This window comes from uncultured Clostridium sp. (assembly GCF_963527835.1).
Lineage (GTDB): Bacteria > Bacillota > Clostridia > Clostridiales > Clostridiaceae > Clostridium.
In genome coordinates this window covers 12,309-37,828 of the sequence record NZ_CAURTC010000027.1, presented here as the reverse complement: position 1 = coordinate 37,828, position 25,520 = coordinate 12,309, and the positions used below count along the sequence as shown (strand labels likewise).

At 28.1% G+C, this 25,520-nt stretch carries 27 protein-coding genes, 1 pseudogene and 2 riboswitches; of the genes and pseudogenes, 25 read left to right on the top strand and 3 right to left on the bottom strand.

Going from position 1 to position 25,520, the window contains the following annotated elements; genetic code table 11:
• The first annotated feature begins 298 nt into the window (after positions 1 to 298).
• Positions 299 to 386: riboswitch (glycine riboswitch) on the top strand.
• Positions 387 to 716: 330 nt separating this feature from the next.
• Entirely contained in the window at positions 717 to 2,099 is a 1,383-nt protein-coding gene (locus tag RYM86_RS12935) for an amino acid permease (RefSeq protein WP_315080962.1), read from the top strand.
• 217 nt (positions 2,100 to 2,316) lie between these two features.
• Here the strand turns inward: RYM86_RS12935 and RYM86_RS12930 are convergent, their stop codons facing one another.
• Positions 2,317 to 3,159: a choline/ethanolamine kinase family protein gene (locus RYM86_RS12930; RefSeq protein ID WP_315080961.1), complete on the bottom strand. Its 843-nt coding sequence runs from the start codon at positions 3,157 to 3,159 to the stop codon at positions 2,317 to 2,319.
• A 202-nt stretch (positions 3,160 to 3,361) separates the two neighbouring features.
• Positions 3,362 to 3,540: riboswitch (cobalamin riboswitch) on the top strand.
• A gap of 208 nt (positions 3,541 to 3,748) precedes the next feature.
• Here RYM86_RS12930 and RYM86_RS12925 point away from each other — a divergent pair.
• From RYM86_RS12925 to RYM86_RS12810, 24 genes and pseudogenes are all read left to right on the top strand, one after another.
• Positions 3,749 to 4,678, top strand: a complete 930-nt coding sequence (locus RYM86_RS12925; protein ID WP_315080960.1) for an ABC transporter substrate-binding protein — start codon at positions 3,749 to 3,751, stop codon at positions 4,676 to 4,678.
• Positions 4,659 to 5,690, top strand: coding sequence for an iron ABC transporter permease (locus tag RYM86_RS12920; RefSeq protein WP_315080959.1), 1,032 nt, complete (start codon positions 4,659 to 4,661; stop codon positions 5,688 to 5,690). Before RYM86_RS12925 ends, RYM86_RS12920 begins: the two co-directional genes overlap by 20 nt.
• Before the next feature lie 9 nt (positions 5,691 to 5,699).
• The gene (locus tag RYM86_RS12915; RefSeq protein WP_315080958.1) at positions 5,700 to 6,461 is read left to right on the top strand and encodes an ABC transporter ATP-binding protein; all 762 of its coding nucleotides are present in this window, start codon (positions 5,700 to 5,702) and stop codon (positions 6,459 to 6,461) included.
• Positions 6,462 to 6,505: 44 nt separating this feature from the next.
• Positions 6,506 to 7,156 carry a diphthine--ammonia ligase gene (locus tag RYM86_RS12910; protein ID WP_315080957.1) on the top strand — a complete coding sequence of 217 codons (651 nt, stop codon included), beginning with the start codon at positions 6,506 to 6,508 and terminating at the stop codon, positions 7,154 to 7,156.
• Positions 7,157 to 7,677: 521 nt separating this feature from the next.
• On the top strand, positions 7,678 to 9,120 hold the full coding sequence (locus RYM86_RS12905; protein WP_315080956.1) for a glycosyltransferase family 39 protein: 1,443 nt from the start codon (positions 7,678 to 7,680) through the stop codon (positions 9,118 to 9,120).
• 107 nt (positions 9,121 to 9,227) lie between these two features.
• Positions 9,228 to 9,533, top strand: a complete 306-nt coding sequence (locus tag RYM86_RS12900; protein WP_315080955.1) for a nucleotidyltransferase domain-containing protein — start codon at positions 9,228 to 9,230, stop codon at positions 9,531 to 9,533.
• Positions 9,514 to 9,909, top strand: a complete 396-nt coding sequence (locus RYM86_RS12895) for an HI0074 family nucleotidyltransferase substrate-binding subunit (protein WP_315080953.1) — start codon at positions 9,514 to 9,516, stop codon at positions 9,907 to 9,909. The genes RYM86_RS12900 and RYM86_RS12895 overlap by 20 nt, the downstream gene beginning before the upstream one ends.
• Positions 9,910 to 10,196: 287 nt before the next feature.
• A complete protein-coding gene (locus RYM86_RS12890) occupies positions 10,197 to 10,472 on the top strand; it encodes a CD3324 family protein (protein ID WP_315080952.1) in 276 nt (91 codons plus the stop codon).
• A gap of 115 nt (positions 10,473 to 10,587) precedes the next feature.
• Positions 10,588 to 11,307 (top strand): MBL fold metallo-hydrolase, encoded by a 720-nt coding sequence (locus tag RYM86_RS12885; RefSeq protein WP_315080951.1) that lies wholly within the window; start codon positions 10,588 to 10,590, stop codon positions 11,305 to 11,307.
• A gap of 312 nt (positions 11,308 to 11,619) precedes the next feature.
• A complete protein-coding gene (locus RYM86_RS12880; RefSeq protein ID WP_315080975.1) occupies positions 11,620 to 12,414 on the top strand; it encodes a class I SAM-dependent methyltransferase in 795 nt (264 codons plus the stop codon).
• Between the two features lie 137 nt (positions 12,415 to 12,551).
• Complete coding sequence (locus tag RYM86_RS12875) at positions 12,552 to 12,800, top strand: hypothetical protein (protein WP_315080950.1); 249 nt, start codon at positions 12,552 to 12,554, stop codon at positions 12,798 to 12,800.
• A gap of 246 nt (positions 12,801 to 13,046) precedes the next feature.
• Positions 13,047 to 13,481, top strand: a complete 435-nt coding sequence (locus tag RYM86_RS12870) for a MarR family transcriptional regulator (protein WP_315080949.1) — start codon at positions 13,047 to 13,049, stop codon at positions 13,479 to 13,481.
• Positions 13,482 to 13,500: 19 nt separating this feature from the next.
• Positions 13,501 to 14,883, top strand: coding sequence for an MATE family efflux transporter (locus RYM86_RS12865; RefSeq protein WP_315080948.1), 1,383 nt, complete (start codon positions 13,501 to 13,503; stop codon positions 14,881 to 14,883).
• Between the two features lie 75 nt (positions 14,884 to 14,958).
• Complete coding sequence (locus tag RYM86_RS12860) at positions 14,959 to 15,147, top strand: hypothetical protein (RefSeq protein WP_315080946.1); 189 nt, start codon at positions 14,959 to 14,961, stop codon at positions 15,145 to 15,147.
• Between the two features lie 181 nt (positions 15,148 to 15,328).
• Positions 15,329 to 16,804, top strand: a complete 1,476-nt coding sequence (locus tag RYM86_RS12855) for a protein adenylyltransferase SelO family protein (protein ID WP_315080944.1) — start codon at positions 15,329 to 15,331, stop codon at positions 16,802 to 16,804.
• Positions 16,805 to 16,991: 187 nt separating this feature from the next.
• A complete protein-coding gene (locus tag RYM86_RS12850; protein ID WP_315080943.1) occupies positions 16,992 to 17,411 on the top strand; it encodes a YjdF family protein in 420 nt (139 codons plus the stop codon).
• A 181-nt stretch (positions 17,412 to 17,592) separates the two neighbouring features.
• Positions 17,593 to 18,144, top strand: a complete 552-nt coding sequence (locus RYM86_RS12845; RefSeq protein ID WP_315080942.1) for a dihydrofolate reductase family protein — start codon at positions 17,593 to 17,595, stop codon at positions 18,142 to 18,144.
• A gap of 110 nt (positions 18,145 to 18,254) precedes the next feature.
• Positions 18,255 to 18,404, top strand: a pseudogene (locus RYM86_RS12840) (L-serine ammonia-lyase, iron-sulfur-dependent, subunit alpha); the annotation flags it as partial.
• 107 nt (positions 18,405 to 18,511) lie between these two features.
• Positions 18,512 to 19,267: a DnaJ domain-containing protein gene (locus RYM86_RS12835; RefSeq protein WP_315080941.1), complete on the top strand. Its 756-nt coding sequence runs from the start codon at positions 18,512 to 18,514 to the stop codon at positions 19,265 to 19,267.
• Positions 19,268 to 19,551: 284 nt separating this feature from the next.
• Positions 19,552 to 20,757, top strand: coding sequence for an MFS transporter (locus tag RYM86_RS12830; protein ID WP_315080939.1), 1,206 nt, complete (start codon positions 19,552 to 19,554; stop codon positions 20,755 to 20,757).
• 160 nt (positions 20,758 to 20,917) lie between these two features.
• A complete protein-coding gene (locus RYM86_RS12825; RefSeq protein WP_315080938.1) occupies positions 20,918 to 21,121 on the top strand; it encodes a hypothetical protein in 204 nt (67 codons plus the stop codon).
• A 65-nt stretch (positions 21,122 to 21,186) separates the two neighbouring features.
• Positions 21,187 to 21,840, top strand: coding sequence for an ABC transporter permease (locus RYM86_RS12820; RefSeq protein WP_315080937.1), 654 nt, complete (start codon positions 21,187 to 21,189; stop codon positions 21,838 to 21,840).
• Entirely contained in the window at positions 21,840 to 22,733 is an 894-nt protein-coding gene (locus RYM86_RS12815; protein ID WP_315080936.1) for a glycine betaine ABC transporter substrate-binding protein, read from the top strand. The genes RYM86_RS12820 and RYM86_RS12815 overlap by 1 nt, the downstream gene beginning before the upstream one ends.
• Before the next feature lie 54 nt (positions 22,734 to 22,787).
• A complete protein-coding gene (locus RYM86_RS12810; RefSeq protein ID WP_315080934.1) occupies positions 22,788 to 23,519 on the top strand; it encodes an ABC transporter ATP-binding protein in 732 nt (243 codons plus the stop codon).
• 700 nt (positions 23,520 to 24,219) lie between these two features.
• On the opposite strand, the gene RYM86_RS12805 is transcribed toward RYM86_RS12810, so the two are convergent.
• Positions 24,220 to 24,585: a VOC family protein gene (locus RYM86_RS12805; protein WP_315080932.1), complete on the bottom strand. Its 366-nt coding sequence runs from the start codon at positions 24,583 to 24,585 to the stop codon at positions 24,220 to 24,222.
• Between the two features lie 65 nt (positions 24,586 to 24,650).
• Positions 24,651 to 25,517, bottom strand: coding sequence for an NmrA family NAD(P)-binding protein (locus RYM86_RS12800; RefSeq protein WP_315080931.1), 867 nt, complete (start codon positions 25,515 to 25,517; stop codon positions 24,651 to 24,653).
• Between the last annotated feature and the right edge of the window lie 3 nt (positions 25,518 to 25,520).

Sequence of the window (25,520 nt, the reverse complement as noted above, 5' to 3'; positions counted from 1 at the left end):
AAAAACATTTGTTTTTTCTTGATATTAAAATACCATATTTATAGAAATAGTTTTATTGTTTTAACTGTCTACTATAAAGGAAATATATTATTACTTTATTATAAATGTTTTTAGCAATTATGACAAAATAATATTTTTATTTTAATAAAAAAATGAAGAAATTGTTGCAACTTTATTAAAAATATATTAGTATATATTTTAATAGTTCAGACGAAGATAGCGGGAGAGTTATGGCTATGGTCATGCACCGAAGAAGTAAATCTTTCAGGTACCTATTTAATTAGAGATGACCGCTATTGGATGAACCCTTGGAGAGATTCGAAATAGAGCACCGAAGGAGAAAGTCGTAAGACGAAACTCTCAGGTAAAAGGACAGGGGAAAGGTAGCATATCTTATAAAAGTAATACATTATCTATTACTTCATTTAGATCTTATCTATTCCCATTTGTATCTCCAATCAAAAAATACTTATATAGGAAAAGGCATTTTTTAGTACATGCTTTTTGAATAAGATGGAGGGATAAAATGGATCAATTAACAAAAGTACTTACTCAAATCGATTTTATAGTATTGGGGGTTCCACTTTTAGTCTTACTAATGGAAACTAGAATCTGTCTTACCGTACGTCTAGGATTAATTCAATAATAATTCTAGAAAATTGTGATCTTAGTAATATAGATTTAAAAACAGTAACATTTAGAAAGGCGGAATACACATGTCAGAAAATCAAAATTTATCGAGAGGACTAAAAAATCGTCATGTTCAATTACTTGCAATTGGAGGTGCAATTGGTACTGGATTATTCCTTGGTTCAGGCAGATCCATTCACTTGGCAGGTCCATCTATTCTATTTGCATATATGATAACAGGAGTGATTTGTTTTTTTATTATGCGTGCTCTTGGGGAATTATTGCTTTCTAATTTAAACTACCATTCCTTTGTAGACTTTGTATATGACTATCTAGGAGATAGAGCAGCATTTATTACTGGATGGACCTACTGGTTCTGCTGGATCTCACTTGCTATGGCTGACTTAATTGCTGCTGGACTTTATATACAATACTGGTTCCCGAATATAGATCAATGGGTTCCAAGCCTTATAGTTCTTGTAATTTTACTAATTATGAACCTTACCACAGTAAAGTTATTTGGTGAAATGGAATTCTGGTTTGCATTAATTAAAGTTGTTGCAATTTTATCACTAATTATAATTGGTACATTTATGATTATTAAAGGATTTTCAGCAGATACTGGTATATCTAGCTTTACAAACCTTTGGAGTCATGGAGGCTGGTTCCCAAATGGGGCAAGCGGTTTTATCCTTTCCTTCCCAATGGTTGTATTTGCTTTTACTGGAATCGAATTAGTTGGTTTAACAGCTGGTGAAACTGAAAATCCAGAACATGTTATTCCAAAGGCTATTAACAATATTCCAATTAGAATTATTATTTTCTATATCGGAGCACTTACTGTCATTATGAGCATATACCCATGGAATTCAATTAATCCAGATAAAAGCCCATTTGTACAGGTATTTGCTGCAGTAGGAATCGCAGCAGCAGCAAGTATTGTAAATTTCGTTGTACTAACATCAGCTGCATCTGCTTGTAACAGCGGTATTTTTAGCACAAGCCGTATGGTTTACTCTCTTGCTAAAGAAAATAATGCACCTGAGTCAATGAAAAAATTAACTTCTCATCAAGTACCTTCTAATGCTACAATGTTTTCTGCAACTGTCATATTGATTTCAGTTATTCTGAACTATATTATGCCGGAAGGGGTATTTGTACTTATTACAAGTATATCAACATTTTGTTTTATCTTTATTTGGGCAATTATAGTCATCTGCCATCTAAGATATCGCAAAACTAATCCTGAACTTGCTGCTAAGAATAAATTCAAAATGCCACTTTATCCAATCATAAACTATATAATTCTAGCATTTTTTGCTTTTGTTATAGTTGTATTGGCACTTAACGACGAAACTCGTGTAGCCTTATTTGTAACACCTGTATGGTTTATAATGCTTGGGGTGATTTACAAGATACTTAAATCAAAAAAGAAAAATGAAGAATATGCAAAAAGAAATTTAGCATAGGTTAACACTAAAAGGGATTTGGCCCTAAAAGGTTATGGATTTGAAATTTAATATTTGTTTAATATTAAATTTATTTAACAACCAAAGTCAAGTCAACTGTTCTGAAATGCACTTCAAATGTTAGACATAAAAATCTAATATTGTGAGGTGCGTTTTAATGAAAAAGAATATGTACAGAAATTTTTAAATGGGTATGATAGTATTTTATTAGTAGTAATTAAGAGTTTTGTCTTAGATCTTCAAAAATAATGTTAGCACCATTAAGGTAATCATAATCATTATTTGAATCTTTAGTTTTTAATAATGACCATGTTGCATTATAAAATTTAACAACATATAAAAAATCTAATAGTTTTTTATAATCTTCTTTTTTATAATAACCGAAATATTGTATTAATAAATCCTTCCTGCAATTATTATCAAGTAGCCATGATATTGTAGCAAGATCCCAAAATACATCTCCCATAGATGAATATTCATAATCAACAAAATATAAGTTGTTATTTGAAAGAATTATATTTGAACAATTAAGGTCATTGTGACATAAGCCTATAGTTGGATTATTATTTAGAATATATTCTAAATGATTTAATTTTTCTAAAAGTGTATTAATATAATTGGGTAAAGAGATATTGAATTTTTTACATAAATCAATTCTAGTTTTTATATGATTAAAAGGTTTGAAAAATTTTTTACAACTTAAATTATGAAAGTCTTTTAATCGACTAGTTAATTTATCAATAAACTCAATAGATGAGAATTCATCTTCAGTAGGCATATTACCATTTATCCAAGGAAGAATCATATTACCATTTTTGATAGAAAAATAATAGGGTTTAGGTGTTAAATTAATATTAGAAGCTGTATTGATAATTTGAATTTCAGTTATTCTATCATTATCTAAATATATATTGGTACAAATTCTAATAAAAAAATCATCACCATTATATGAAACTTTATAGTTATTATTATTAAGTCCCCCAATTCTTTCTACAGAGGTAATGAGATTAGTATTCCAGTTAATATTTTGTTTTAAGAAAAATAACAACTTTGCATTCATTTAGTATTCTCCTAATCTTTTTATAATGAAATAATAAAGCATTATAACAAAAAAGACTAGAAAATGAAATAAGAAATTTTTGCAAAGTTTAATAAAGGATTAATTGTTGTTAATTGTGAATTAATGTAATTGTTTAAATTAAGACGGTTTTAGAAGAAAAATTTTGTTTGACAAGTAATATATTGAACGATATAATCAGTATGAAAATTAAACTGTATAAGGTGTTTTATTGACTTAATAGGGAATTAGGTTAAAATCCTAAACTATCCCAGTAACCGTGAAACTGACGAAATTCTTAAAGATACCACTGCAAAATGCGGGAAGGTTAGAAAAGTAGGATGAAGTAAAGTCGGGAGACCTGCCATATATAGAATTCATATTATCTTCTGAGGGCGAGATAATAAATATTTATTAATTTAATTTATTTTATTTGTTGTGCTTAATAAAAATATAAACTGCAACTAATATAAAATTCTTAATATGTATTTTTAGAGCTACTCTCAAAGGGGTGGCTCTTTTTTTAGAGTTAATATGATTTTTAACTGATAATTTACTAAGCTGCCCTGTAATATTTTTAGGAGGAATAGAAATGAAACACAAAAGAAAACTCATATCATTATTAATGGTTTTAGTAATGTTTATGACGGTTTTAGTAGGATGTACTGAAAAAATAACTACGATGCATGATAGAGAAGGTAATGAATTTGTAGCACCTAAGGAAATTAATAAAATAATTTCAACTGCACCATCAAATACAGAGGTATTAATGGCATTAGGTTTAGGTGATAAATTAATTGCAATAGATAACTACTCAGCAGATATTGAAGGCGTTAATCATGAATTGCCACAATTAGATTTTAGAAATATAGATGTTGAAACTATTATTTCGTTAAAGCCAGACATGATAATAGCATCTGGGCATAATAAAGTAGGGGATGAAGATCCATTTGCTTTAATAAAACAAGCAGGAATAGCAGTTGCATATATACCAAGTAGTTACAGTATTGATGGTATTTATGGTGATATAGAGTTTATGGCACAAATAACAGGTGCTGAATTGAAAGGTAAAGAAGTAGTAGAAAACATGAAAAAAGAAGTTAATGCAATAAAAACTATTTCGGATACTATTACAGAAAAGAAAAATGTTTATTTTGAAATAGGTTCAGGCTCAGGTTTATTTACTTTTGGTAAAGATACTTTTTTAAATGAAATGATAGAAGTTGTTGGAGCTAAAAATATTTTTGGTGACCAAAACTCTTGGATAACAACTTCAGAAGAGTCAGTAATTGCAGCAAATCCAGATGTTATTTTAACAAATAATTTAGGTGCTAATGGAAATGAAAGAACTGCAATAGAAGATATAACTAGCCGTGAAGGATGGGACACAATCACAGCTGTTAAGGAAGGTGATGTGTATATGATTGACAATAATGCTTCTTCAAGACCATCACAAAATATAATTAAAGCATTAAAGAAAATGGCAAAGGTTATTTATCCAGATGAATACAAAGACCTATAAAAATAGAATATTATTAATGCTATCAATTCCGCTAGTATTTTTAATTTTATGCATTGGAACTTCAATTGGGAGTTCCAATATTAGTATTTTAGATATTATTTCAATTCTAGGCCATAAAATTTTTAGTGTTCCATTACGTGATGGAATTGATTCAAGTCAAGTAGTAATAATTTGGAATGTAAGATTACCAAGAGTATTATTGGCCTTTATTGTAGGTGGAGCATTAGGGGTAAGCGGAGCTGTAACTCAGTCAGTTCTTAAAAATACTTTAGCTTCACCATACACTTTAGGACTTTCTTCTGGAGCCTCTTTAGGGATAGGAATATTAATTGTAAGTGGTGCTTATATTCCGTTTTTGGGAAATTTAACAATGCCATTAGTTGGATTTATTTGTAGTTTGATTACAATGGTTATAGTTCTTAAACTTTGTGAAAAAGCAGATAGAACTATGTCAAATAGTAGAATAATTCTTGTTGGCATGGTATTCTCATTATTTTGTAATGCAATATTAACTACAATTTCAGCATTATTTAGCGATAAAATGCAAAGTATTGTAATGTGGCAAATGGGTTCATTTGCAATGAGAGGATGGAGCTACTTTAAAGTTGGAATACCTTTTTATATTATTGGATTAGTTGGTGCAATGATTTATTGTAGGGAAATGGATGTATTAACATTTGGAGAAGAGCAAGCAAAGGCATTAGGTGTTGATACAAATAAGGTTAAAATAAATTTATTTTTATTTGTAGCGGTTCTTACGGGGAGTGCAGTTGCATTAAGTGGAGTAATTGGTTTTGTTGATTTAATAGCACCTCATGTTGTTAGAAAGATATTTGGATCAAACCATTCATATGTAATATCAATGTCAGCAGTATTTGGGGGATGTTTGATGGTAGTAACAGATTTAATTTCAAGAACAATAATTGTACCATCAGAGTTGCCAGTTGGTGCCATAACTGCATTAATTGGAGCACCATTTTTTGCTTATATATACTTTAAAAAATCAAAGTAGGTGAAAAGCATGTTAAAGATAGAAGGGTTAAGTTGTGGATATGATAATTTAGACGTAGTTAAAAATATAGCCTTTCATATTGAAAGAGGGAATAACCTTTGTATAGTTGGACCTAATGGTTGTGGGAAAAGTACATTGCTAAAATCTATAGCAAATTTGATAGATTATAAAGGAAATATTACTCTTGATTCAAAAGAAATACGTAAATTAAATAGAAAAAAGTTAGCAACAAAGGTAGCTCTTATGAGCCAATCAAGTAATATATATTTTCCTTATACTGTTTTCGAAACAGTATTGTTGGGGAGATATGCCCATATAAATGGAGTATTTGGAAAGCCAAGTAATGAAGATAAAGACATGGTATTAAAGTGTTTAGATAATGTTGGTATATTGGATTTGAAGAATAAGCTAATAAATGAATTGTCAGGAGGACAGCTTCAAAGAGTTTACTTGGCAAGAGCATTTGCACAAGATCCTGAAGTAATACTTTTAGATGAACCAACAAATCATCTAGATTTAAGATCTCAAATTCAAATATTAGAATATTTAAAAGGTTGGACAAAGGAAAATAATAGAATAGTAATAGCTGTATTACACGATTTAAATCTAGTTCAAACTTTTGGTGAAAAAGTATTATTATTAAATGAAGGACAAATTATCAAGGAAGGTACACCAAAGGAAGTTTTTAGTGGAGAAGAGCTGAAAGAGGTTTATGGAATAGATATTAAAGGGTTTATGATTAACGCACTGAAAAAGTGGAAGGACAATTAAGTTATATTTATTTTTTAATACGCAAGTATGAAAGGATGTTAATTATGGTTAAAAAGTTTATTATGTCTTATAGTTGTGGTAAAGACAGTACTTTGGCTTTATATAGAATGATAAAATCAGGACATAAGCCAGAAGTTTTGCTTGTTACTGTTGATAGAAAAAATTCTAGATCTTGGTTTCATGGGGTGCCTGAAAATTTAATTAGAGAAATGGCAGATTCTCTGAATATATCTTTATTATTAGTTGATTCAGAGGGTGGAAATGATTATGAAGCGACTTTTACAAAAGCATTAATTTATGCTAGAGAAAAACATGGAATAGATTCTTGTGTATTTGGGGATATTGATTTAGAACCACATAGAGCATGGTGCACGGATAGATGTAATGAAGCAAGCATTGAAGCTGTATTTCCTCTTTGGCAAGAAAATAGGGAAGATTTAGTTTATGAATTTATTGATTCAGGATTTAAAACAGTAATTAAAAATGTAAAGCTTAAGTGTATGTCTGAAGACTTTTTAGGAAAAGTATTAACTACAGATGTTGTAGAACAAATAAAAGCTACAGGTTCTGATGCTTGTGGTGAAAATGGGGAATATCATACATTTGTATATGATGGTCCATTATTTAATTATCCAATAAATTTTTCTAAAAAAGGAATAATAAAAACTCAAGAGTATGGTTATTTAGATATTTAGAATAAACAATAAAACAAAAGTACATATATTTAAATATTATTTTTTATCTAAAACATAAAATTAATAAAATGAATTTTATAATTTTTAAGCAATTTAAGAAACATTTATTAATGGAAGTTACCTTTGAAAAAGATTTTTGACTTTTTTAAAGGTAACTTCTTTTTGTTATATAAAATATGATTAAATGTAGAAAATTAGACATATAAAAACAAAAATGGTAAACTTATAAAGAAAAGTGATTTTAGTGTTTGTGTTAATTACAAGTTTCATATTATATGTACTTATAGGACAAGCAATATCACATAGGTCTTCATATCAAGCAAAGTTAATTTAATAAGTTTATTTGGAATAAACAGTTTTGATGAGATGATTACATAGTTAGGCGCAATGGCATACTTAGAAATTATGCTTGATAGAATGTTCATTTGTTATGATTTTCAGCATAGAGCTGTTCAAAATGCAGTTTCTTCAGGAGTAAGCAAATTTAAAATATTATCGTTTTAAATTTAAAGGAGTAAAAAATGAATAAATTAGATAACTTATTTACTAAGATTATGAATACAATGCTAAAAATTATATTATTAATTATAATTATAACTAGCATTTGTATTTTATTTCCTATACTTATAGATAGCAATGTTGGGACAATAGTATTTGCATTAGCTATAATAATTTCAATGTTATTTGGATATAAAATAATAAATTCGAATATTAGTCATAAACAAAAAATATTTTTATTAATATTCATATCATTTTGTATTAGGATTTTGTGGATTTTAAATGCAAATAACACACCAAATTCTGATTTTAAAGTTATGTATGAATGTGCTAAGGCTTTAATAGCAGGAGATTTAAGTTGCTTTAAAGGAATAGGATATATAGCAAGATTTCCATATTTGACTATATATGTCTTATATATGGCGGTAATACAATATTTATCTCCAGAAAGTAATTTGTTAATTATGAAAGTTATAAATGTATTTTTAGGAACAACAGTAGTGTTATTTGTATATTTAATAACACTAGAATTGTTTAAAAGTAAAGAAAAAGCATTGTTGTCATTATTAATAGCAAGTGTATTTCCACCTTTTATAACTTATACTTCAGTATTTTGTAGTGAAAATTTAGCTATGCCATTTTATTTATTAAGTATTTACTTATTTTTAAGAGGCATTGAATCTGATAAATATAAATTTTTATTGTTCTGTTTCAGTAGCATATGTTTAGCTTTTGGAAATTTATTTAGAATGGTTGCTATTATAATTTTAATTGCATATACTTTATATATTTTAATTTATTATAAAGATAGAATATTGAAAAAGTTAATAAATATAGTCTTCGTTGTTGTTCCATATTTCTTAATTATAGTTTTAGTTAGCAGCATTCTTCAAAAGATAAATATTACAGAAAATCCACTATGGAGAGGAAGCGAACCTAAAATAACTAACGTATTAAAGGGGACTAATTTTAATAGTTTAGGCATGTGGAACATTGAAGATGCAAAATTGGTAGAAGAAAATATAAATAACTATGATGAACTTAAACTAAAATGTAAAGAAGTAATACATGATAGGTTTACAACTGCTCCTACTATTAAAGTGTTGATTTTTTATTTGGGAAAATTAGGAGCACAGTGGTGTATAGGAGATTTTGCAGGATCTCTTTGGACTCAAAAAGATGTTCCAAAAGAAAAAATAATATTTAAGATAGGAATTTTTGGTTCTGCACCTTTTCAAATATTTTATATTATCATATTAACTTTAATTTTTTTAGGATTAAAAAATAAAAAGGGTATGAATTCAAACTCAAAATTAAATTTATTTTATCTAATATTTCTTGGATATATAGCTGCTTATCTAATTACTGAAAATCAAAACAGATATGGATATATGATAAGTTGGTTATTTATTATATTAGCTGTTGATGGAAGTAAGAAAAGTTTATTTAAAGTTATAGATGGCTAAATTTGCAATTTGATCATATTATAATTATATCTTTTATAATTTTTGAAATAAAATAATAAGCATATTTATAATTTACTTATTCTATAATTATATTAAAAAAATTAAAGGTGATTAATTTAAATTTAGATAAAAATATATTACAAGAAATAATAAATATAAGTAAAAAATATGATTATATAAATAAGGTAGTTATTTTTGGATCAAGGGCTAGAGGAGATAATAGTTTAAAAAGTGATATAGACTTGGCTATATACTCAGATAGTGATTTAGGAGAATATATAGAGGATATTGAATTAAATACTAGAACATTACTAGAATTTGATTTTTCTGATATGAAAAATATAAAGGATGAATTTTTTAAAGAGCAAATCAATAAGGATGGTGTAATTATATATGAGAAATATAGATTTTAAATATATGAATTTAAAAAAAGCCTACAATAGATTGATGGAAGTAAGTAAATTATATGATGGTAAAGATGAAATTATAAGAGATAGTTTAATTCATAGATTTAAATTAACTTATGAACTGACACATAAAACACTAAAAGAATTTTTAACATATTCAGGAGTAACATTAGAAAATTCATTTCCAAGAACTATTTATAAAAAAGCATATGTTAACAATTTAATTTCAGATGATCAAGTATGGATTAATTTATTAGAAGATAGAAATAAAATAGAGCATATTTATTATGAAGAGTTAGTAAGTGATATAGCTAATAGAATAGTGAGTATATATATTGGAGCAATTGGTGAATTAGTGAGTAATTTAGAGAAAATAATATAAATATATTTTAAGGATAGGGATGCCTCGCCTCCACCATGAAACCAACGAAAAACACATTGATGAAATATTCAATGTGTTTTTTATGATAATATATTTAAGAAAGGAAGTGTACAAATGCTTAATAAATCAAAAATGGTTATAGTATTAGGCTCCAAGCAAAGACTGTAAGACAATTACAAATAAAGTTTTGTTTGGAGCCATAATCAAAGATTAAATATGGCTTATATGTTTTGTGCAGTCTTTGCCTAACTATTTATAAATTAAAATGATAGATAGGAGAAAAGGTTATGAAGTACAAAAAAGCACAAGAGATATTACCTCAAGATATAATTGAATTAATTCAAGAATATGTAGATGGAGGATACTTATATATACCTACTAAAAACCATACTAAAAAATCTTGGGGAGAAAAAAGCGGATTAAAAAAAGAGTTAAGTGAAAGAAATAAAGAAATTTTTAATAAATATAATAAAGGAATAGCAGTTAAAGAACTGGTTAATCAATATTATCTTACTGAAAGTAGTATTAGAAGAATAATTAGACAACAAAAGGAGGTTGTATAAGAATCTTCTTTACAATCAAGTTTAATACAGACTTATTTATTAACTTATTACCTAGATTAATTTAGTGATATAATTTAATCTGAATTAGGAGATTATTTATAATGGAGGTAGTACAATGAATAAATTAAACGTATTAAAAGTAGAATTTGAATTTAATAGAATTATAGATGCAATATATCCGGTTATATTAAGGGACGACAATGATATGATTTTAATTGATTGTGGTTATCCTAACTTTTTAACATTAATAGAAGAAAGTGCAATAGAAAATGGGATAGATTTAAGTAAACTTACAAAGTTAATTATAACCCATCACGATTTTGATCATATGGGTTCAGCAGCTGATTTTAAACGGAAGTATCCTAATGTAAAAATATTATCATCCATAATAGATGAAAAATATATTAATGGAAAAGAAAAATCTTTAAGATTGCAACAAGCTGAATTAATATATGATAAATTGCCAGAAGAACAAAAAGAAGGTGCGATGAATTTTCAAAAGATGCTTGAATCAATAGAAAATATTGAAGTAGATATGTTATTGAAAGATGGAGATAAATTTGACTGGTGCGGGGGTATGGAAATAATTGAAACACCAGGTCATATGCCGGGTCATATATCGATTTATGTTAAGGAAAGTAAGACTTTAATATCGGGAGATGCATTAGTAATAGAGGATAATAAGTTAGCTATAGCAAATCCAAATTATACTCTAGATATGAGCAAAGCTAAGGAATCTATATATAAATTATTAAACTATGGTATTGATAAGATAATATGCTATCATGGTGGAATATATACAGAAGAAATAAAAAGTTCACTTAAAAGAATATGATTTTAAGTGAAAATCTAATAAATCATATAAATAATAAACTAGAGTACTAAATTGTGGGTATTATTCCTGCGAATCGCCTCCACCATGAAATCCACGATAGAAATTATCCTGGATTTTTTATTGCCATAAAATATTGATGTATATTTACGCAAGCAAATTAAAGATTTTAAAATAAGAGATATATAGAACTGTTCGTATATTACCTTATTATAATAAGGTAGGTTTATTTAATTATATTGGGTTATAGTAAAATGTATTATATAATGGTACAAATGAAAAATATAATCTATGAAGAAAGATAGAGAGAAAAAAATGAAGATTGCAGTTACTACTACAAGAGAAGCGAATGAAAGTTTAAATTATAAAGCAAAAGGTATATCCAAAGATTTAAATATACCATATATAAAAAGAGGTAATTTTAGTATCAAAAAAACAATTTTAAAAGATGATTTTGACTATTTATTAGTAGTTGAAAAAGATAAGATTGTTATAAAGGGACAACATAGTACATTATTCTGGCATCCTAATATGTCAGAACTTAAGATTAAATCAATAAGACAAGGTAATAAAGAAGTTATGATAGAGGCAACAAAATTAAAAGAAGGAAATAGTATATTAGATTGTACATTAGGTCTTGCAGGAGATTCCCTTGTTTTTGCAGCAGTTGTTGGGAAAAGTGGCTTTGTTGTAGGGACAGAAGTAAATAAGTATATAGCTTATTTAAGTAAAAGTGGATTAGAAACTTATAATAATGTTAATGGTGAAACTGTAGATTGTATAAATAATATAAAGGTTGTTAATGAATCATATGAAGAGTATCTTTTAAAGCAAAGTGATAATAGTTTTGATGTAGTATATTTTGATCCTATGTTTAAAGAACCAAATAGAAAGTCAGCATCAATAAATGCCTTTAGAGCTTTTGCAGATCACAAAGGATTAACAAAAGAGATTTTAATGCAAGCACTTAGAGTGTGTAAAAAAAGAGTTGTTATTAAAGAAAGACAAGGTTCTAATGATTTTGAAAAGCTAGGGATAAAAAAATATTATGGAGGCAAAAAAAGTGGTGCAATTATTTATGGAGTAATTGAAAAAAATATTTTTAATTAGCTTGCAGGGGTTATGACTATGCTAAATGTTTTAATGCTAGAACAGAAGAGTATTTTATTTATAGAGATAAATTCATTATAAAATTCAAGTTATTTGGAGATAATAATTTAAAATATAAAAATAAGGAGATGTAATTTATGGAAAATGTAATTATGGCAATAACTATTGATCCCAGAAGTGCTCATGCTCCACAAGTTCAAACTATTTTAACTAAACATGGATGCATTATAAAAACTAGACTTGGTCTTCACGAAGTTAGTCAAAATTCTTGTTCCGAGAAGGGTTTGATAATTTTACATATTCATTCTAGTTTAGATAAAATAAAAATACTTGAAAACGAGTTACTTGATGTTGATGGTGTTAAAGTAAAATATATGTCTTTATAATTAAAAAATTTAAATCTTAACTCCTATTGAATATAGAAATCCACGATAATTGTCGTGGATTTTTGCTATATAAAAATGTTTAACAATAAAGATTTATTAAATGCTAATCTAGTATTGAGATAAATAGAGGTATATAGATTAGATTATTTAATTACGTATTTTTAATTCTCAATTAGTTGCGTACGCAACTAATTTATGATATTATAATATAGTTGCATAGACAACTATATTAAAGGTGGGATAAATATGTGTAAAGAAAATAATAACAATAATGAGTGTGCTAGATACATCTCTCAATTATACAGAAAATCAACTATATTTATAAATAGAGAAGTAGCTAAATATGATATTAGATCAGGACAACTTATGTTTTTAATGACTTTATATAATCAAGATGGAAAAAATCAAGAAGAAATGTCTGAAAAATTAAAAATAGATAAAGGTACAACAGCTAGAGCTTTAAAAAAATTAGAAGAACAAGACTTTATAACTAGAGTTAAAGATACTGATGATAAAAGGGCTAATAGAATCTATTTAACAGAAAAATCTAAAGAAGTAAAAGCTGATGTATATAATGTTTTTGAGGATTGGAACAAAAAAATAAGTGAAAGCTTAACTAATGAAGAAGAAGAAGAGTTAAAAAAATTACTTGAAAAAGTATGTAAAAATATAAACATATAAACAAAAGAGGAGGGGCATTATGAATAATACTCAAAATATACTAGGTACAGAGCCCATAGGAAAATTATTATTAAAATATTCAATTCCAGCAATCATTGGAATGATGGTAAATGCACTTTATAATGTTGTAGATAGAATTTTTATAGGAAATATACCAGGTGTTGGTCCTATGGCAATAACAGGACTTGGAATAACAATGCCAATGATGTCGATAATAATTGCCTTTGGGACACTTATAGGTGTTGGTTCAACGACAAATATATCTATAAAGCTAGGAGAAGGAAAAAGAGAAAAAGCTGAACATATAGTTGGAAATGCAATAAGTTTAGCAGCAATAATTGGTGTTACGTTAACTATATTTGGAACAATATTTTTAAATAAAATACTTACAATCTTTGGAGCTAGTGCTGATACAATAATTTATGCAAAAGCTTATATGAGTGTAATATTAATAGGTACAGTATTCAGCCTAATGTCAATGATGTTTAGTAACTTAATAAGAGGAGATGGAAGTCCAAAACTTTCAGCTATTATAATGGCAGTAGGGTGTATTATAAATATAGTATTAGATGGAGTATTTATATTTGTATTTAATATGGGAATACAAGGAGCAGCACTTGCGACGATAATATCTCAAGCAACTTCATCACTATGGGGATTATCATATTATTTAAGAGGAAAATCAAACGTAAAATTAAAAAAAATAAATTTAAAATTAGATATAAAAATTATAAAAACAATATTTGCAATAGGAATGGCTCCATTTGCAATGCAATTAGCTACTAGCATGGTTCAAGTTATGTTTAATTCTTCATTAAAAAATTATGGTGGAGATTTAGCAATAGGTGCAATGGCAACAATAAGCTCAATAAATATGCTATTTGTAATGCCGGCATATGGTTTTGTACAAGGAATGCAACCTATAGTAGGGTTTAACTATGGAGCTAAAAAATATGATAGAGCTAAAAAGACTTTAAAAATTAGTTTGATGTCAGCTACAACTGTATTTATATTAGGTTCTTTATTTATACAACTTGCACCGCACATTTTAGTTGGAGCATTTAACAAAGACTCACAACTTATGAGTATAACTATTAATGGATTAAGAAAATATGCATTTGCAATGCCTATAATAGGAATATCAATAGTAGGTACTAATTATATTCAATCAACAGGAAAAGCAAAGATGGCTATGCTATTAAGTTTATTAAGACAAGTTATAGTATTAATACCTATGATAGCAATATTACCTAAATTCTTTGGTTTAAATGGGATTTGGTTTGCACAACCAACTGCTGATATTATATCATTAGTTGTAACAGGTATTGTTTTAATTAACGAAATTAGAAAATATGGCGTAAATCAAAAAGATGGATTAATTAAAGAAACAAAAATAGCGTAGTATAACTATTTATATAAACGAAGTATTATAGCATTGGCAAAAGAAGAGAGTAAAAGAGCAGTTATTTAATGATAAATGCAGTGGAGAATGTTATTATTAAATATATTAAAAGATATTATCTCTGAGTCTGTTGATAATATTGAATGTGAAGGAGATAAGCCGTTTGGTTTAGCTCTTTTTCTTTTGTCATCAGATCATGAAGCAGTTGTAATAGCGACTAAGGAATTAATGGAAAATAAAAGGATATATCAAAATAACTTTTAACACTATCTAAATAAATGGAAAAGAAATTCATATTAGAATAATAAAAAAAATTATGTACAAACTAATGATGTATCTGACATTTATTCTATACTAAGCGCTATTATTATAAGCAAGTATGTCAGTGTATAACTATAATATAATTTAGTATTCTATTATAAATAGAAATATTAGAGGAGATAAAATGAAAAATAAAGAAGTGATTACAGATAAATATTTAAATTTAGAAAATACTTATGCTAAACTTCCAGAAAAATTATTTTCAAAACAGAATCCAAGCGAAGTGCCAAGTGCTAAGCTAGTAGCATTTAATAAATCACTAGCAAAGAATCTAGGCTTAAATGAAGAGTTTTTGCAAAGTGATGATGGAGTAGATTTTTTTGCTGGAAATAAAATTTTAGAAGGCACAGTTCCGATTGCGCAAGGTTATGCAGGTCATCAATTTGGACATTTTACAATGTTAGGTGATGGTAGAGCCGTTCTTTTAGGTGAATTCATATCGAAAAATGGAGAAAGATTTGATATTCAGCTTAAAGGCACAGGTAGAACGCCATATTCAAGGGGAGGAGATGGAAAAGCGACTTTAGGGGCAATGCTTAGAGAATACATAATAAGTGAAGGTATGTATGGATTAGGAATTCCAACAACTCGTAGTTTAGCAGTAGTTTCAACAGGTGAAGACGTAATAAGAGAACAAATTTTACCAGGAGCAATTTTAACTCGTATAGCAAAAAGTCATATACGTGTTGGTACATTTCAATTTGTTGCAAACTGGGGAACAATTGAAGAACTTAAAGCATTAGCTGATTACACTTTAAATAGACATTTCAAAAAGGCAGAATATGAAGGTAATCCTTATTTATATTTACTTAATGAAGTTATAAAGAGTCAAGCAAAGCTTATTTCAAAATGGCAGTTAGTTGGCTTTATTCATGGAGTTATGAATACTGATAATATGTCTATTGGAGGAGAAACTATCGATTATGGTCCTTGTGCATTTATTGATAGTTATGACCCTAATACTGTATTTAGCTCTATTGATATTAATGGTAGATATGCTTATGGGAATCAACCTAAAATAGGAGCTTGGAACTTAGCTAGATTTGCAGAAACATTATTACCATTATTAGATGAAGATTTAGAAGCGGCAGTTAAAATAGCTGAAAGTTCAATATCGAAGTATAGTGATTTATATAATAAATATTGGCATACAGGAATGAGAGCAAAGCTTGGAATATTTAATGAGGAAGAGGAAGATAAAAAGTTAATACAATCTCTTTTAACTATGATGAAAAAGTTTAAGGCAGATTATACAAATACTTTTCGTAATTTAACATTAGGTAATCTAAGTGATATAGATATGTTTGCAAGTGAAGAATTTAAGAAGTGGTATGAATTATGGCAAGGAAGATTAACAAGACAAGATCAATCAAGTGAAGAATTAAAGAATCTAATGGAGCAAAGTAATCCAACAGTAATACCACGTAATCATAGAGTAGAAGAGGCTTTAGATGCAGCAGTTAAAGATAATGATTATGGTGTTATGCAACATCTTTTAGATGTTCTTAAAAATCCTTATGACTATTCAAATATTAATGAATATTATTCTACATTACCAAAACCAACAAGTTGTCCATATAAGACTTATTGTGGGACTTAAATGAAGACAGGAATGCAATATATATAATAAAATGTTTATCATGTCCAATTAATTGGATATAATATTAAGTGAGAGATAAAAACACAGTTCTGTTGGTAGTCAGAACCTATAATAAATATATAGCAGTAACCTGCCCTCCTGGGTTGTCCGTTCTCTTAGAAGTTTTTATTTTCAGGAGGAGAAGCTTATGTTAATATCAGTTAAGCTAACAGTTTTATTCAATGAACCTTTTTGGATAGGAGTATTTGAAATTGAAGAAGGGGAATATTATAAAGTTAGTAAAGTAACCTTTGGTTCTGAACCAAAAGAGGAAGAAATCTTTAATTTTGTATTAAAGAATTATTACAGTTTAAAATTTGCCCTGCAAGAAATAGAAGATGAAAAATATTTAAAAAAGAGAGAAAATCCAAAGAGAGCACAAAGGGCAATAAAAAAAGAATTAAAAAGCAAAGGAATAGGGACGAAAGCACAAATAGCAATAAAAGAACAACATGAAACTAATAAGATACAACGTAAGAAAAAAAGTAAAGAAGAAAAGGAAAGTGAGCAAATAAGGAAATTTGAAATAAAGCAAAATAAAAAGAAAAAAAAGCATAAAGGACATTAGAGTTTAATAAGAAGTATAGATACGTTAATGACTTTTGTGAAAATGTAAATTAAATATTTGCTATTAAATATAACTGGAAATTTTATTTCCAGTTATATTTTGTATTAAGTAAGAATTTTTATAGGGTAAGAATGTAAAAATATATATTACGATATAATTATAAACAAAGAGGGGAAAAAATATGAGTAGAAAAATAATATTAAATTTAGCAATGAGTATAGATGGATATATAGCTTCAGAAGATGGCGGGTTTGATTGGATAGTTGGCGATGGTGATACTAAATTAGATACCGAAAACAAGTGGGACTATGGCAAATTTTTAGAAGGTGCAGATGTTGTAGTTATGGGTAAAAAGTGTTATGATCAGAATTTCCATAATGATTTTAAAAATAAAAAAGTATATGTAGCAACTTCAGCTAGTTTAGAGGACCATGACAATATACATTTTGTAAATAGATATATATGCAAAGTAATAGAAGCAGAGAGAAAAAAAGAAGGCAAGTATATATTTCTATTTGGTGGTGGTGGTCTTGTAGATAACTTTATAAAAGCCGATATTATAGATGAGTACATTATAGGAATAATACCTACTATATTAGGAAAAGGTAGACCTTTATTCTTAGAAAATAATCCTAAAATAGATTTACATTTAGATGAATATATATCAGATAAAGGTGTTATGATATTAAAATACTCAAAAAGAAGAGAAGATATGAAGTGTAATATACTTTAAATTAACTTTAATTTTAAGTATAATATTAGCAAAGGTAAAAGATTATTTTAAGTAACAATAAGGTGAAAAATCAAATAACTACTTATGGTAATGATATAAAAATTAGAGCTAAAGCTGCAGCAGCAGTAGATGCAGGAATTCTTGGATATCATATGTATTTAAATGGTAAACAGTTTTATAGTGGTGATGGAATAGTTGCAAAAGATGTTGATAATACAATAGATAATGTAGGTAGAATGGCACGTGAAGGTATGGGATAAACTGATAAAGAGATATTAAAAATAATGGTTGGAGAATAAGAATTAAAAGAATGCTATGGTCAATAAAATAATTATATTAACTAATGATGTTTAGACGGAGATGAGAAATGATAGATTATTATAAAATACTAGGCATAGAAGAAAATGCATCAAAAAAAGAAATAAAAGAAGCATATGAAAAGCAAGTAGAAAAAATTAAAAAGGAAGTAGTTAATGAAAAACGACTTAATGAATTTCTGAAGTTATTTGATGAGGCATATGAAGCTTTAAATAGATTAGAAGAAAGTCCACTAATGGATAAAAATGAAACGCTAATTATGCAACCACAAGAAATAGAAAAGGAACTGGAAGTTAATAATAAAAGTAGAACTTCAGTTTCTAGAAGCAGATCAAAAAGCAAAGTTAGAAATACTAGCGCAAAAAAGAAAGATAATAGTAAAAAAGGATTTTTAGAAAATAACGATAAGAAAAATAATAGGAACGATAATAGAGAAGAAAGACATAGAAAACAAAAAATGGTTGAAAAAAGCCCAAAAAGTAATACTAAACAAATATTTGATTTGTTTATGTTACCATTGAAGATATTAGCTTTACCATTAATAGCTGTATTATCAGTAATAATATTAGTATGTCAGATCATAAATATAGTTTCATGGATAGCATCTAAAGTATTAATAGTTGGTTCTATATCTATAGGAGCGATACATCTATATCAGGTTAAAATGGGACAAGTTATAAATTATAATGTACTGGTTTTGGCTACTTCAGTATTATTAGCATCATTCTTTTTACCTTATATATTAAAGTTTGTGTTAAGCGTTTTTGAAAAATTAAATAATATATTAAAAGACTTTGTTTTTTAATAATTTTTAAATGATACATAAATCATAATATATTTTTTGTTGTCAATGAAATAAATACACATTCCATTAGACTTTTGAAAGAGGGGGAGTGCATACTTTTATATAATTCTAGGACAAGAATGTACCTTATATAGTAGACCTTTTTTGTTTACTTAATAGGGTACATTTTATTTTTAAACTTATTACGTAAAGCATAATAAACAAAAAGAATGAACTTATAATATTTATAAATCATAAGGAATACAATGGATAATATAAGACTGAAAAAGTATTTAGGAGAAAGTATGATTAATAAAGAGAGTGTTCTTTTTAAAAATAGAGAATTTAAGGACTTTTGCATATACCGATTAATTTTTGGAATAAGTTATAGCTTTATGATACCAGTCATACCATTATTCTTTAAATCCATAGGTATGGAGACTGTAACAATTGGTGTTGTGATATCACTTTATGGTGTAAGCAAGACACTTACACAAATACCATTTGGGATTATTTCTGACCATATAGGAGACAAATTAGTATTAAAGTTAACTTTATTTTTTATGACATTTATTCCAGTAGGCTATGTGTTTGCAGATACAAATTTTACTGTTGGAAGTTTATATGTGTTGCAGGGAGCAGTACTTGGAATGGCAGCTCCTGCAACATACTCAATACTAGCCAGAACACTTGATCCAAATAAAAGAGGCGAATGTACTGGCCTTGCAGCAGCAGTTTTTACGTTTGGAGGTGGAATAGGTGCTGCTATTGCAGGACTTATTGTAACTAAACTAAATAGCTATAATATGGTATTTTGCATATCATCATTTGGAATATTTATCGCTTTATTATATGTAATATTTAATGTAAGAAAAATAAAAAGTATCAAAGAAAAAAGTAAAAATAATAGTGAGAGTAAGATAAAAGAAATACTTAAGGAAATACGCCAAAACAACCTTGAATATAAAATTGTAATTTTAGCTTCCAGTGCATTTTTAGGTGATTATATATATTCATGTGTAGTTGCGCTTTTTCACTTTTATGGACAGGAGGTCCTTGGTGTATCAACAGTTTACACTTCTTCTATTATTTCAATTTATTTATTAGTTTTCGGAATGGGAGCACCAATAGCAGGTTATGTAAGTGACAGGATAGGTAACAGAAGGCAGTTCTTTTTCTCTTTTGCATTAATGGATTTAACACTATTAGGTTTAATAATAACAAGAAGTGTTCCTGTATTTACAATTACAATTATAATGTATTTTCTTGGAGCAACTTTTCTTAATGCAGCGCTTCAGAGTTCTATTTCAGAATTTGGAGCTAATCCTAGAATAAAGGGATTTGTTTTTGGCGTTGTTGGTGCTTCAGAATCTTTAGGATATGCTGTTGGACCATTGACTTCAGCATGCATCTACAGTAGTAATAAAAATTATTTCTTTCTTGGACTTTTATTAGTATCTGTTTTAGTTAGCAGTTTATATATGCTTTTCTTTAATAAATCAAAAATGTAAAATATAACAATCTTATATTAACACAAGTTTTACTATAACGTAAAAAGCATAATATATGCATAACAACTACTCTAGTAATAAATACTAAGAATAATCATTTACTATTAGAGGAATTTATTATGAATATTAAAAATAGTGTTATATTTACTAAAAAGAGCTTTTGTATTTTTGCATCCAGCGTTTTGCTTTTGGATTTGTAGAAGCATGTGAGTCTCTAGGATATGCAGTATCACCAATGGTATCCTCTTTTGTTTATGAGTTAAATAAGAGATATCTTTTTGGTATGTTACTAGCATCTTCGTTAATAGTATTGGTAGCTTTTTTAATATTACATAAAAAAGCATTTAATTTAAAACTTTCTTAAAAGTAAATTTTAGGAAAGTTTTTCTTTTATCAATAGTATTATAGTAAAGAATATATCAATGATAAATGGAGGGCACAGAAATTAAAGAATTGTTACAAATTTATTTTGAAAGAAGAGATTTCTTCATAGAGCTAACATTAGAACACTTGAAAATTGCAGGAATGTCTATATTAATAGCCACAATTATAGGAGGAATATTAGGAATAATAATAAGTGAGTACAGAAAAACCTCTACAGTCATTCTTGCTGTGACAAATTTCCTTTACACTATTCCATCTATATCTTTGCTTGGCTTTTTAATCCCATTTTCAGGTATTGGAAATACAACTGCAGTTATAGCGCTGACTATATATGCGTTACTTCCTATGATTAGAAATACATATACAGGCATAGATAATATAGATTCTTCAATTATTGAATGTGCTAAAGGTATGGGGAGTACTCCTTTTGAGATATTATATAAGATTAAGCTTCCACTAGCTACAACGGTAATTCTTGCAGGATTTAAAAATATGGTGATAATGACAATTGCTCTTACAGGTATTGCTTCTTTTATTGGAGCTGGGGGTTTAGGTGTTGCAATTTATCGTGGAATAACAACAAATAACACAACAATGACAATCGCAGGAAGTCTTCTGATTGCATTATTGGCTGTAATTGCTGATTTTCTTATTGGGAGTATTGAGAAAATTATAAAAAGAAAATGGAGGCTGAATTAATGAAAAAAAAGTGCAAAATTTTATCTATTATAATGTCTTTAGTATTAATGATTACATTATGGGGATGCACGAAAAAAAGTGAAACAATTAAGATCGCAACAAAGCCAATGACTGAACAGTTCATATTAAGTGAAATGTTAAAGTTACTTATTGAGAATGATACAGATTTAAATGTTGATATAACAAAGGGAATTGGAGGAGGTACAAGCAATATTCATCCAGCAATTGTTAAAGGGGATTTTGACATTTATTCTGAGTATACAGGTACTGGATGGAGTTTTGTTTTAAAGGAAGATGGAATTCCAGATGATGAAGCATTGTATAGAGAATTAAAAGAAAAATATGAAAGCAATTATGATTTGAGTTGGATTGGACTATATGGTTTTAATAATACCTATGGATTGGTAATAAGAAAAGATTTTGCAGAAAAGTACAATATTAAAACATACTCAGATCTTGCAGTATATTCTAAAGATTTAATTTTTGGTGCAGAATATGATTTTTATGAAAGGGAAGACGGATTTAATGCTTTATGTACAAAATATGGATTAAATTTTAAACAATCAATTGATTTAGATATAGGATTAAAGTATAAAGCAATAAATTCTAAGGAAATAGATGTAATGAATGTATTTACAACAGATGGACAGCTTGCAGACGCAGATGTTGTTATGCTTGAAGATGACAAAAATTTCTATCAAACATATTACTGTGGAACCATTGTACGTAATGATGTGTTAAAAGAGCATTCAGAGCTTAAGGAAGCTTTAATGAAAATGAATAATATAATATCTGAAAAGGAAATGGCAGAATTAAATAATAAGGTAGATTTAAAGGGACAGGATGAAAAAACAGTAGCAGAAGAGTTTTTAAAGAAGAAGGGCTTAATATAAAGATCTTTGTATTATGAAAAGTTGATAATATTATAACTTATAAGGGAGCAAATCATGAATAAAAGAGGGCTTATAGAATTTGAAGGTATATGCAAATCATATGGAAATAAGGAAGTATTAAAAGATTTAAATTTATGCATAGATAAAGGTGAGTTTTTAACTATAATAGGAAGCTCAGGCTGCGGAAAGACAACACTGCTTAAGCTAGTTAATGGTCTGATAATACCAGATAAGGGCAGAGTATCAGTATATGGAGAGGATATATCAAAGATTAGCAAGATTGAGTTAAGAAGAAAAATTGGCTACGTTATTCAGGAGGTTGGATTATTTCCACATATGAATGTAAGAAAAAATATATCATATGTACCAGATTTAATAAATAAGGACAATAAAAGAAGCATACAAGAAAGAACTGAATACTTGATAAAGTCAGTAGGTCTTAGTAAAGAAATCTTAAATCGTTATCCAGGAGAACTTTCAGGTGGCCAGCGTCAACGTATTGGCATTGCAAGAGCTCTAGCAGCTAATCCTAATATAATATTAATGGACGAGCCCTTTGGAGCAGTGGATGAAATAACGAGAAAGCTTTTACAGGAGGAGATTTTACGAATTTATAATGAGCTTAATGTAACAATTATCTTTATAACTCATGATATTCGGGAGGCTTTAAAGCTTGGGACAAGGATGATTGTAATGGATGAAGGTGATATAATACAATCTGGAACTCCAAAAGAAATAAGAGAAAATCCAAAAACTATCTTTGTAAAAGAGCTCATTGGAGCATAAACATACAGTGTATAAAATAGATTTTTATTAGAAATTTGAGAGATAAAATAGAAGAGGATAATAAGAAACCTAAGTATATTAAAACTGTTTGGGCGTTAGTTATAAATTTGGAGATTAATTTAATATATAATAATATACATTTAACATTTATATCGTTTAATTATTTTCAAGCAAGTTTGCTAAAATTGCACGTGGTGAATTTCAAAGGTCATGCCTCGCCTCCACCATGAAACCATCGACAATACAGAAATGTGTTGTCGAGGGTTATTAATATTTAGAATTAGAAATATTGAACCATATCATAAGTAAATGAGGTTTTTACTAAAATTGGTATTTGGCTAAAAATAACTGATATTATCGAATCCCATGATTGATAATATTGGTTTAGAGCGATTCAAGGTGAACCGTACCATAAATGACGCAGACTTTTTTGAAATAAGAGTTTGAGTAATTTTGATATCATCACTAAAAACCACGATAGAAATGTCGTGGTTTTTGATTTAACCTTATTACGTTATAAAAGAATATTTCGAACTAAATTTTCCTCATATTGGCTATATGTTATTACATCAACAATTATAAAATTGATGATATTCTTATAATCTTTGACCTAATCTTCTATAGAATAATGAAGAAGCTAAAAGTTGAAAGAATCAGTTGTCATATTTTATGTCTGAGAATGATCTCATAATATTTACACCTAATTATGCTGAACTATTTGAATCTCTATGCCATTTGGGTCATCTATAAAGAAAAATCTAGATGATGGTAATGGCGAAATTGGCCCTCTTTTGATTGGAATATTTTTGATTTTTAAAAGTTCCATAGCTTCATCAAGTGATTTAACTTCAAAACCAATAGAAAGCCCATCACTTCGTGTCGAAACATTTTGGTTTTTATTATATATCAACTCTACTTTGGTGCCATCAGTTTCTCCAAGCATTGTGATTTCAATATCTTCTCTCACATTGAATCTTTCTGAAATTTTCAAACCAATTATCTCATGATAGAATTTCAGAGATTCCTCCATGTTGCTTACATTTAATGTTATCCAGCAAAAATTCATAATTTATTTCCCCCTATTATATTATCTTATATTATTTCTTTGTTATAGGATTTTAATTAACACCATTATATTTTGCTTTTCAATGTTCTAAGAATGAAGGATGAGAAGTCATTTGGCTTTCGACCTAATATCCACGTCAAAACATTTGGATTACCGATAAATCCATGTTCATTATAATGTTGAAACATCTTTAATAGTGTATTTACTTGATAGTCTCCTACTCCAAGCTTTTTAAATTGTGCTGCAAACATTTCGTCTTGAGGCGTTTCAACTTCGATTTCACGACCAAAATGCTGTTCAATAGCTGCTATCATATCAGACAAAGATAAATTTTCAGGTCCACAAAGTTCATATGTAGCCCCAGTATGACCTGGACTCGTGAGAATTATAGAAGCGGCCTCGGCTAAGTCTTCTAAGTCAACCATACACATGCGAGTTTCTTGAGTAGTAAAAAACTTTTGTTGAAATATACCTTTTTCACTAAGTGACTTCCAAGACTCGAGTATATTCTGCATAAATACTGCTGGCTGAATAATAGTATATGGGATTCCTGAATTCACCAGAAGCTCCTCAACCTTGAGTTTTTTCTGATGATGTGGCATATCTTGAAGTACGGAGTGCAATACTGAATGATATACGAAATGATCTACTTTGGCCGAGCGAGCAGCTTTTATTATCATTTGTCCTATCTCAACTTCAAGAGGATTTACAGCAGAACAAATGTGGTATACAGCACTAACTCCGATAAATGCTTCATCTACAACCTTTTGATCCATCATATCTCCTGTAACTACTTCCATCTCACCTAAGGATTTAATTTCCTGAATTTGTTCGGTTGTATAAACGAAAGCCCTAATCCGCTCACCTTTAGATAATAAAGCCTTAATTATTGCACGACCAGTTTGCCCATTTGCTCCAGTTATAAGTATCATAAT

Bases quoted from the DNA above. Each gene is read 5' to 3' on its own strand.
- RYM86_RS12935 (WP_315080962.1), top strand. From the start codon at position 717: ATGTCAGAAAATCAAAATTTATCGAGAGGACTAAAAAATCGTCATGTT.
- RYM86_RS12930 (WP_315080961.1), bottom strand. From the start codon at position 3,159: ATGAATGCAAAGTTGTTATTTTTCTTAAAACAAAATATTAACTGGAAT.
- RYM86_RS12925 (WP_315080960.1), top strand. From the start codon at position 3,749: ATGAAACACAAAAGAAAACTCATATCATTATTAATGGTTTTAGTAATG.
- RYM86_RS12920 (WP_315080959.1), top strand. From the start codon at position 4,659: ATGAATACAAAGACCTATAAAAATAGAATATTATTAATGCTATCAATT.
- RYM86_RS12915 (WP_315080958.1), top strand. From the start codon at position 5,700: ATGTTAAAGATAGAAGGGTTAAGTTGTGGATATGATAATTTAGACGTA.
- RYM86_RS12910 (WP_315080957.1), top strand. From the start codon at position 6,506: ATGGTTAAAAAGTTTATTATGTCTTATAGTTGTGGTAAAGACAGTACT.
- RYM86_RS12905 (WP_315080956.1), top strand. From the start codon at position 7,678: ATGAATAAATTAGATAACTTATTTACTAAGATTATGAATACAATGCTA.
- RYM86_RS12895 (WP_315080953.1), top strand. From the start codon at position 9,514: ATGAGAAATATAGATTTTAAATATATGAATTTAAAAAAAGCCTACAAT.
- RYM86_RS12890 (WP_315080952.1), top strand. From the start codon at position 10,197: ATGAAGTACAAAAAAGCACAAGAGATATTACCTCAAGATATAATTGAA.
- RYM86_RS12885 (WP_315080951.1), top strand. From the start codon at position 10,588: ATGAATAAATTAAACGTATTAAAAGTAGAATTTGAATTTAATAGAATT.
- RYM86_RS12880 (WP_315080975.1), top strand. From the start codon at position 11,620: ATGAAGATTGCAGTTACTACTACAAGAGAAGCGAATGAAAGTTTAAAT.
- RYM86_RS12875 (WP_315080950.1), top strand. From the start codon at position 12,552: ATGGAAAATGTAATTATGGCAATAACTATTGATCCCAGAAGTGCTCAT.
- RYM86_RS12870 (WP_315080949.1), top strand. From the start codon at position 13,047: ATGTGTAAAGAAAATAATAACAATAATGAGTGTGCTAGATACATCTCT.
- RYM86_RS12865 (WP_315080948.1), top strand. From the start codon at position 13,501: ATGAATAATACTCAAAATATACTAGGTACAGAGCCCATAGGAAAATTA.
- RYM86_RS12860 (WP_315080946.1), top strand. From the start codon at position 14,959: ATGCAGTGGAGAATGTTATTATTAAATATATTAAAAGATATTATCTCT.
- RYM86_RS12855 (WP_315080944.1), top strand. From the start codon at position 15,329: ATGAAAAATAAAGAAGTGATTACAGATAAATATTTAAATTTAGAAAAT.
- RYM86_RS12850 (WP_315080943.1), top strand. From the start codon at position 16,992: ATGTTAATATCAGTTAAGCTAACAGTTTTATTCAATGAACCTTTTTGG.
- RYM86_RS12845 (WP_315080942.1), top strand. From the start codon at position 17,593: ATGAGTAGAAAAATAATATTAAATTTAGCAATGAGTATAGATGGATAT.
- RYM86_RS12835 (WP_315080941.1), top strand. From the start codon at position 18,512: ATGATAGATTATTATAAAATACTAGGCATAGAAGAAAATGCATCAAAA.
- RYM86_RS12830 (WP_315080939.1), top strand. From the start codon at position 19,552: ATGATTAATAAAGAGAGTGTTCTTTTTAAAAATAGAGAATTTAAGGAC.
- RYM86_RS12820 (WP_315080937.1), top strand. From the start codon at position 21,187: ATGGAGGGCACAGAAATTAAAGAATTGTTACAAATTTATTTTGAAAGA.
- RYM86_RS12815 (WP_315080936.1), top strand. From the start codon at position 21,840: ATGAAAAAAAAGTGCAAAATTTTATCTATTATAATGTCTTTAGTATTA.
- RYM86_RS12810 (WP_315080934.1), top strand. From the start codon at position 22,788: ATGAATAAAAGAGGGCTTATAGAATTTGAAGGTATATGCAAATCATAT.
- RYM86_RS12805 (WP_315080932.1), bottom strand. From the start codon at position 24,585: ATGAATTTTTGCTGGATAACATTAAATGTAAGCAACATGGAGGAATCT.
- RYM86_RS12800 (WP_315080931.1), bottom strand. From the start codon at position 25,517: ATGATACTTATAACTGGAGCAAATGGGCAAACTGGTCGTGCAATAATT.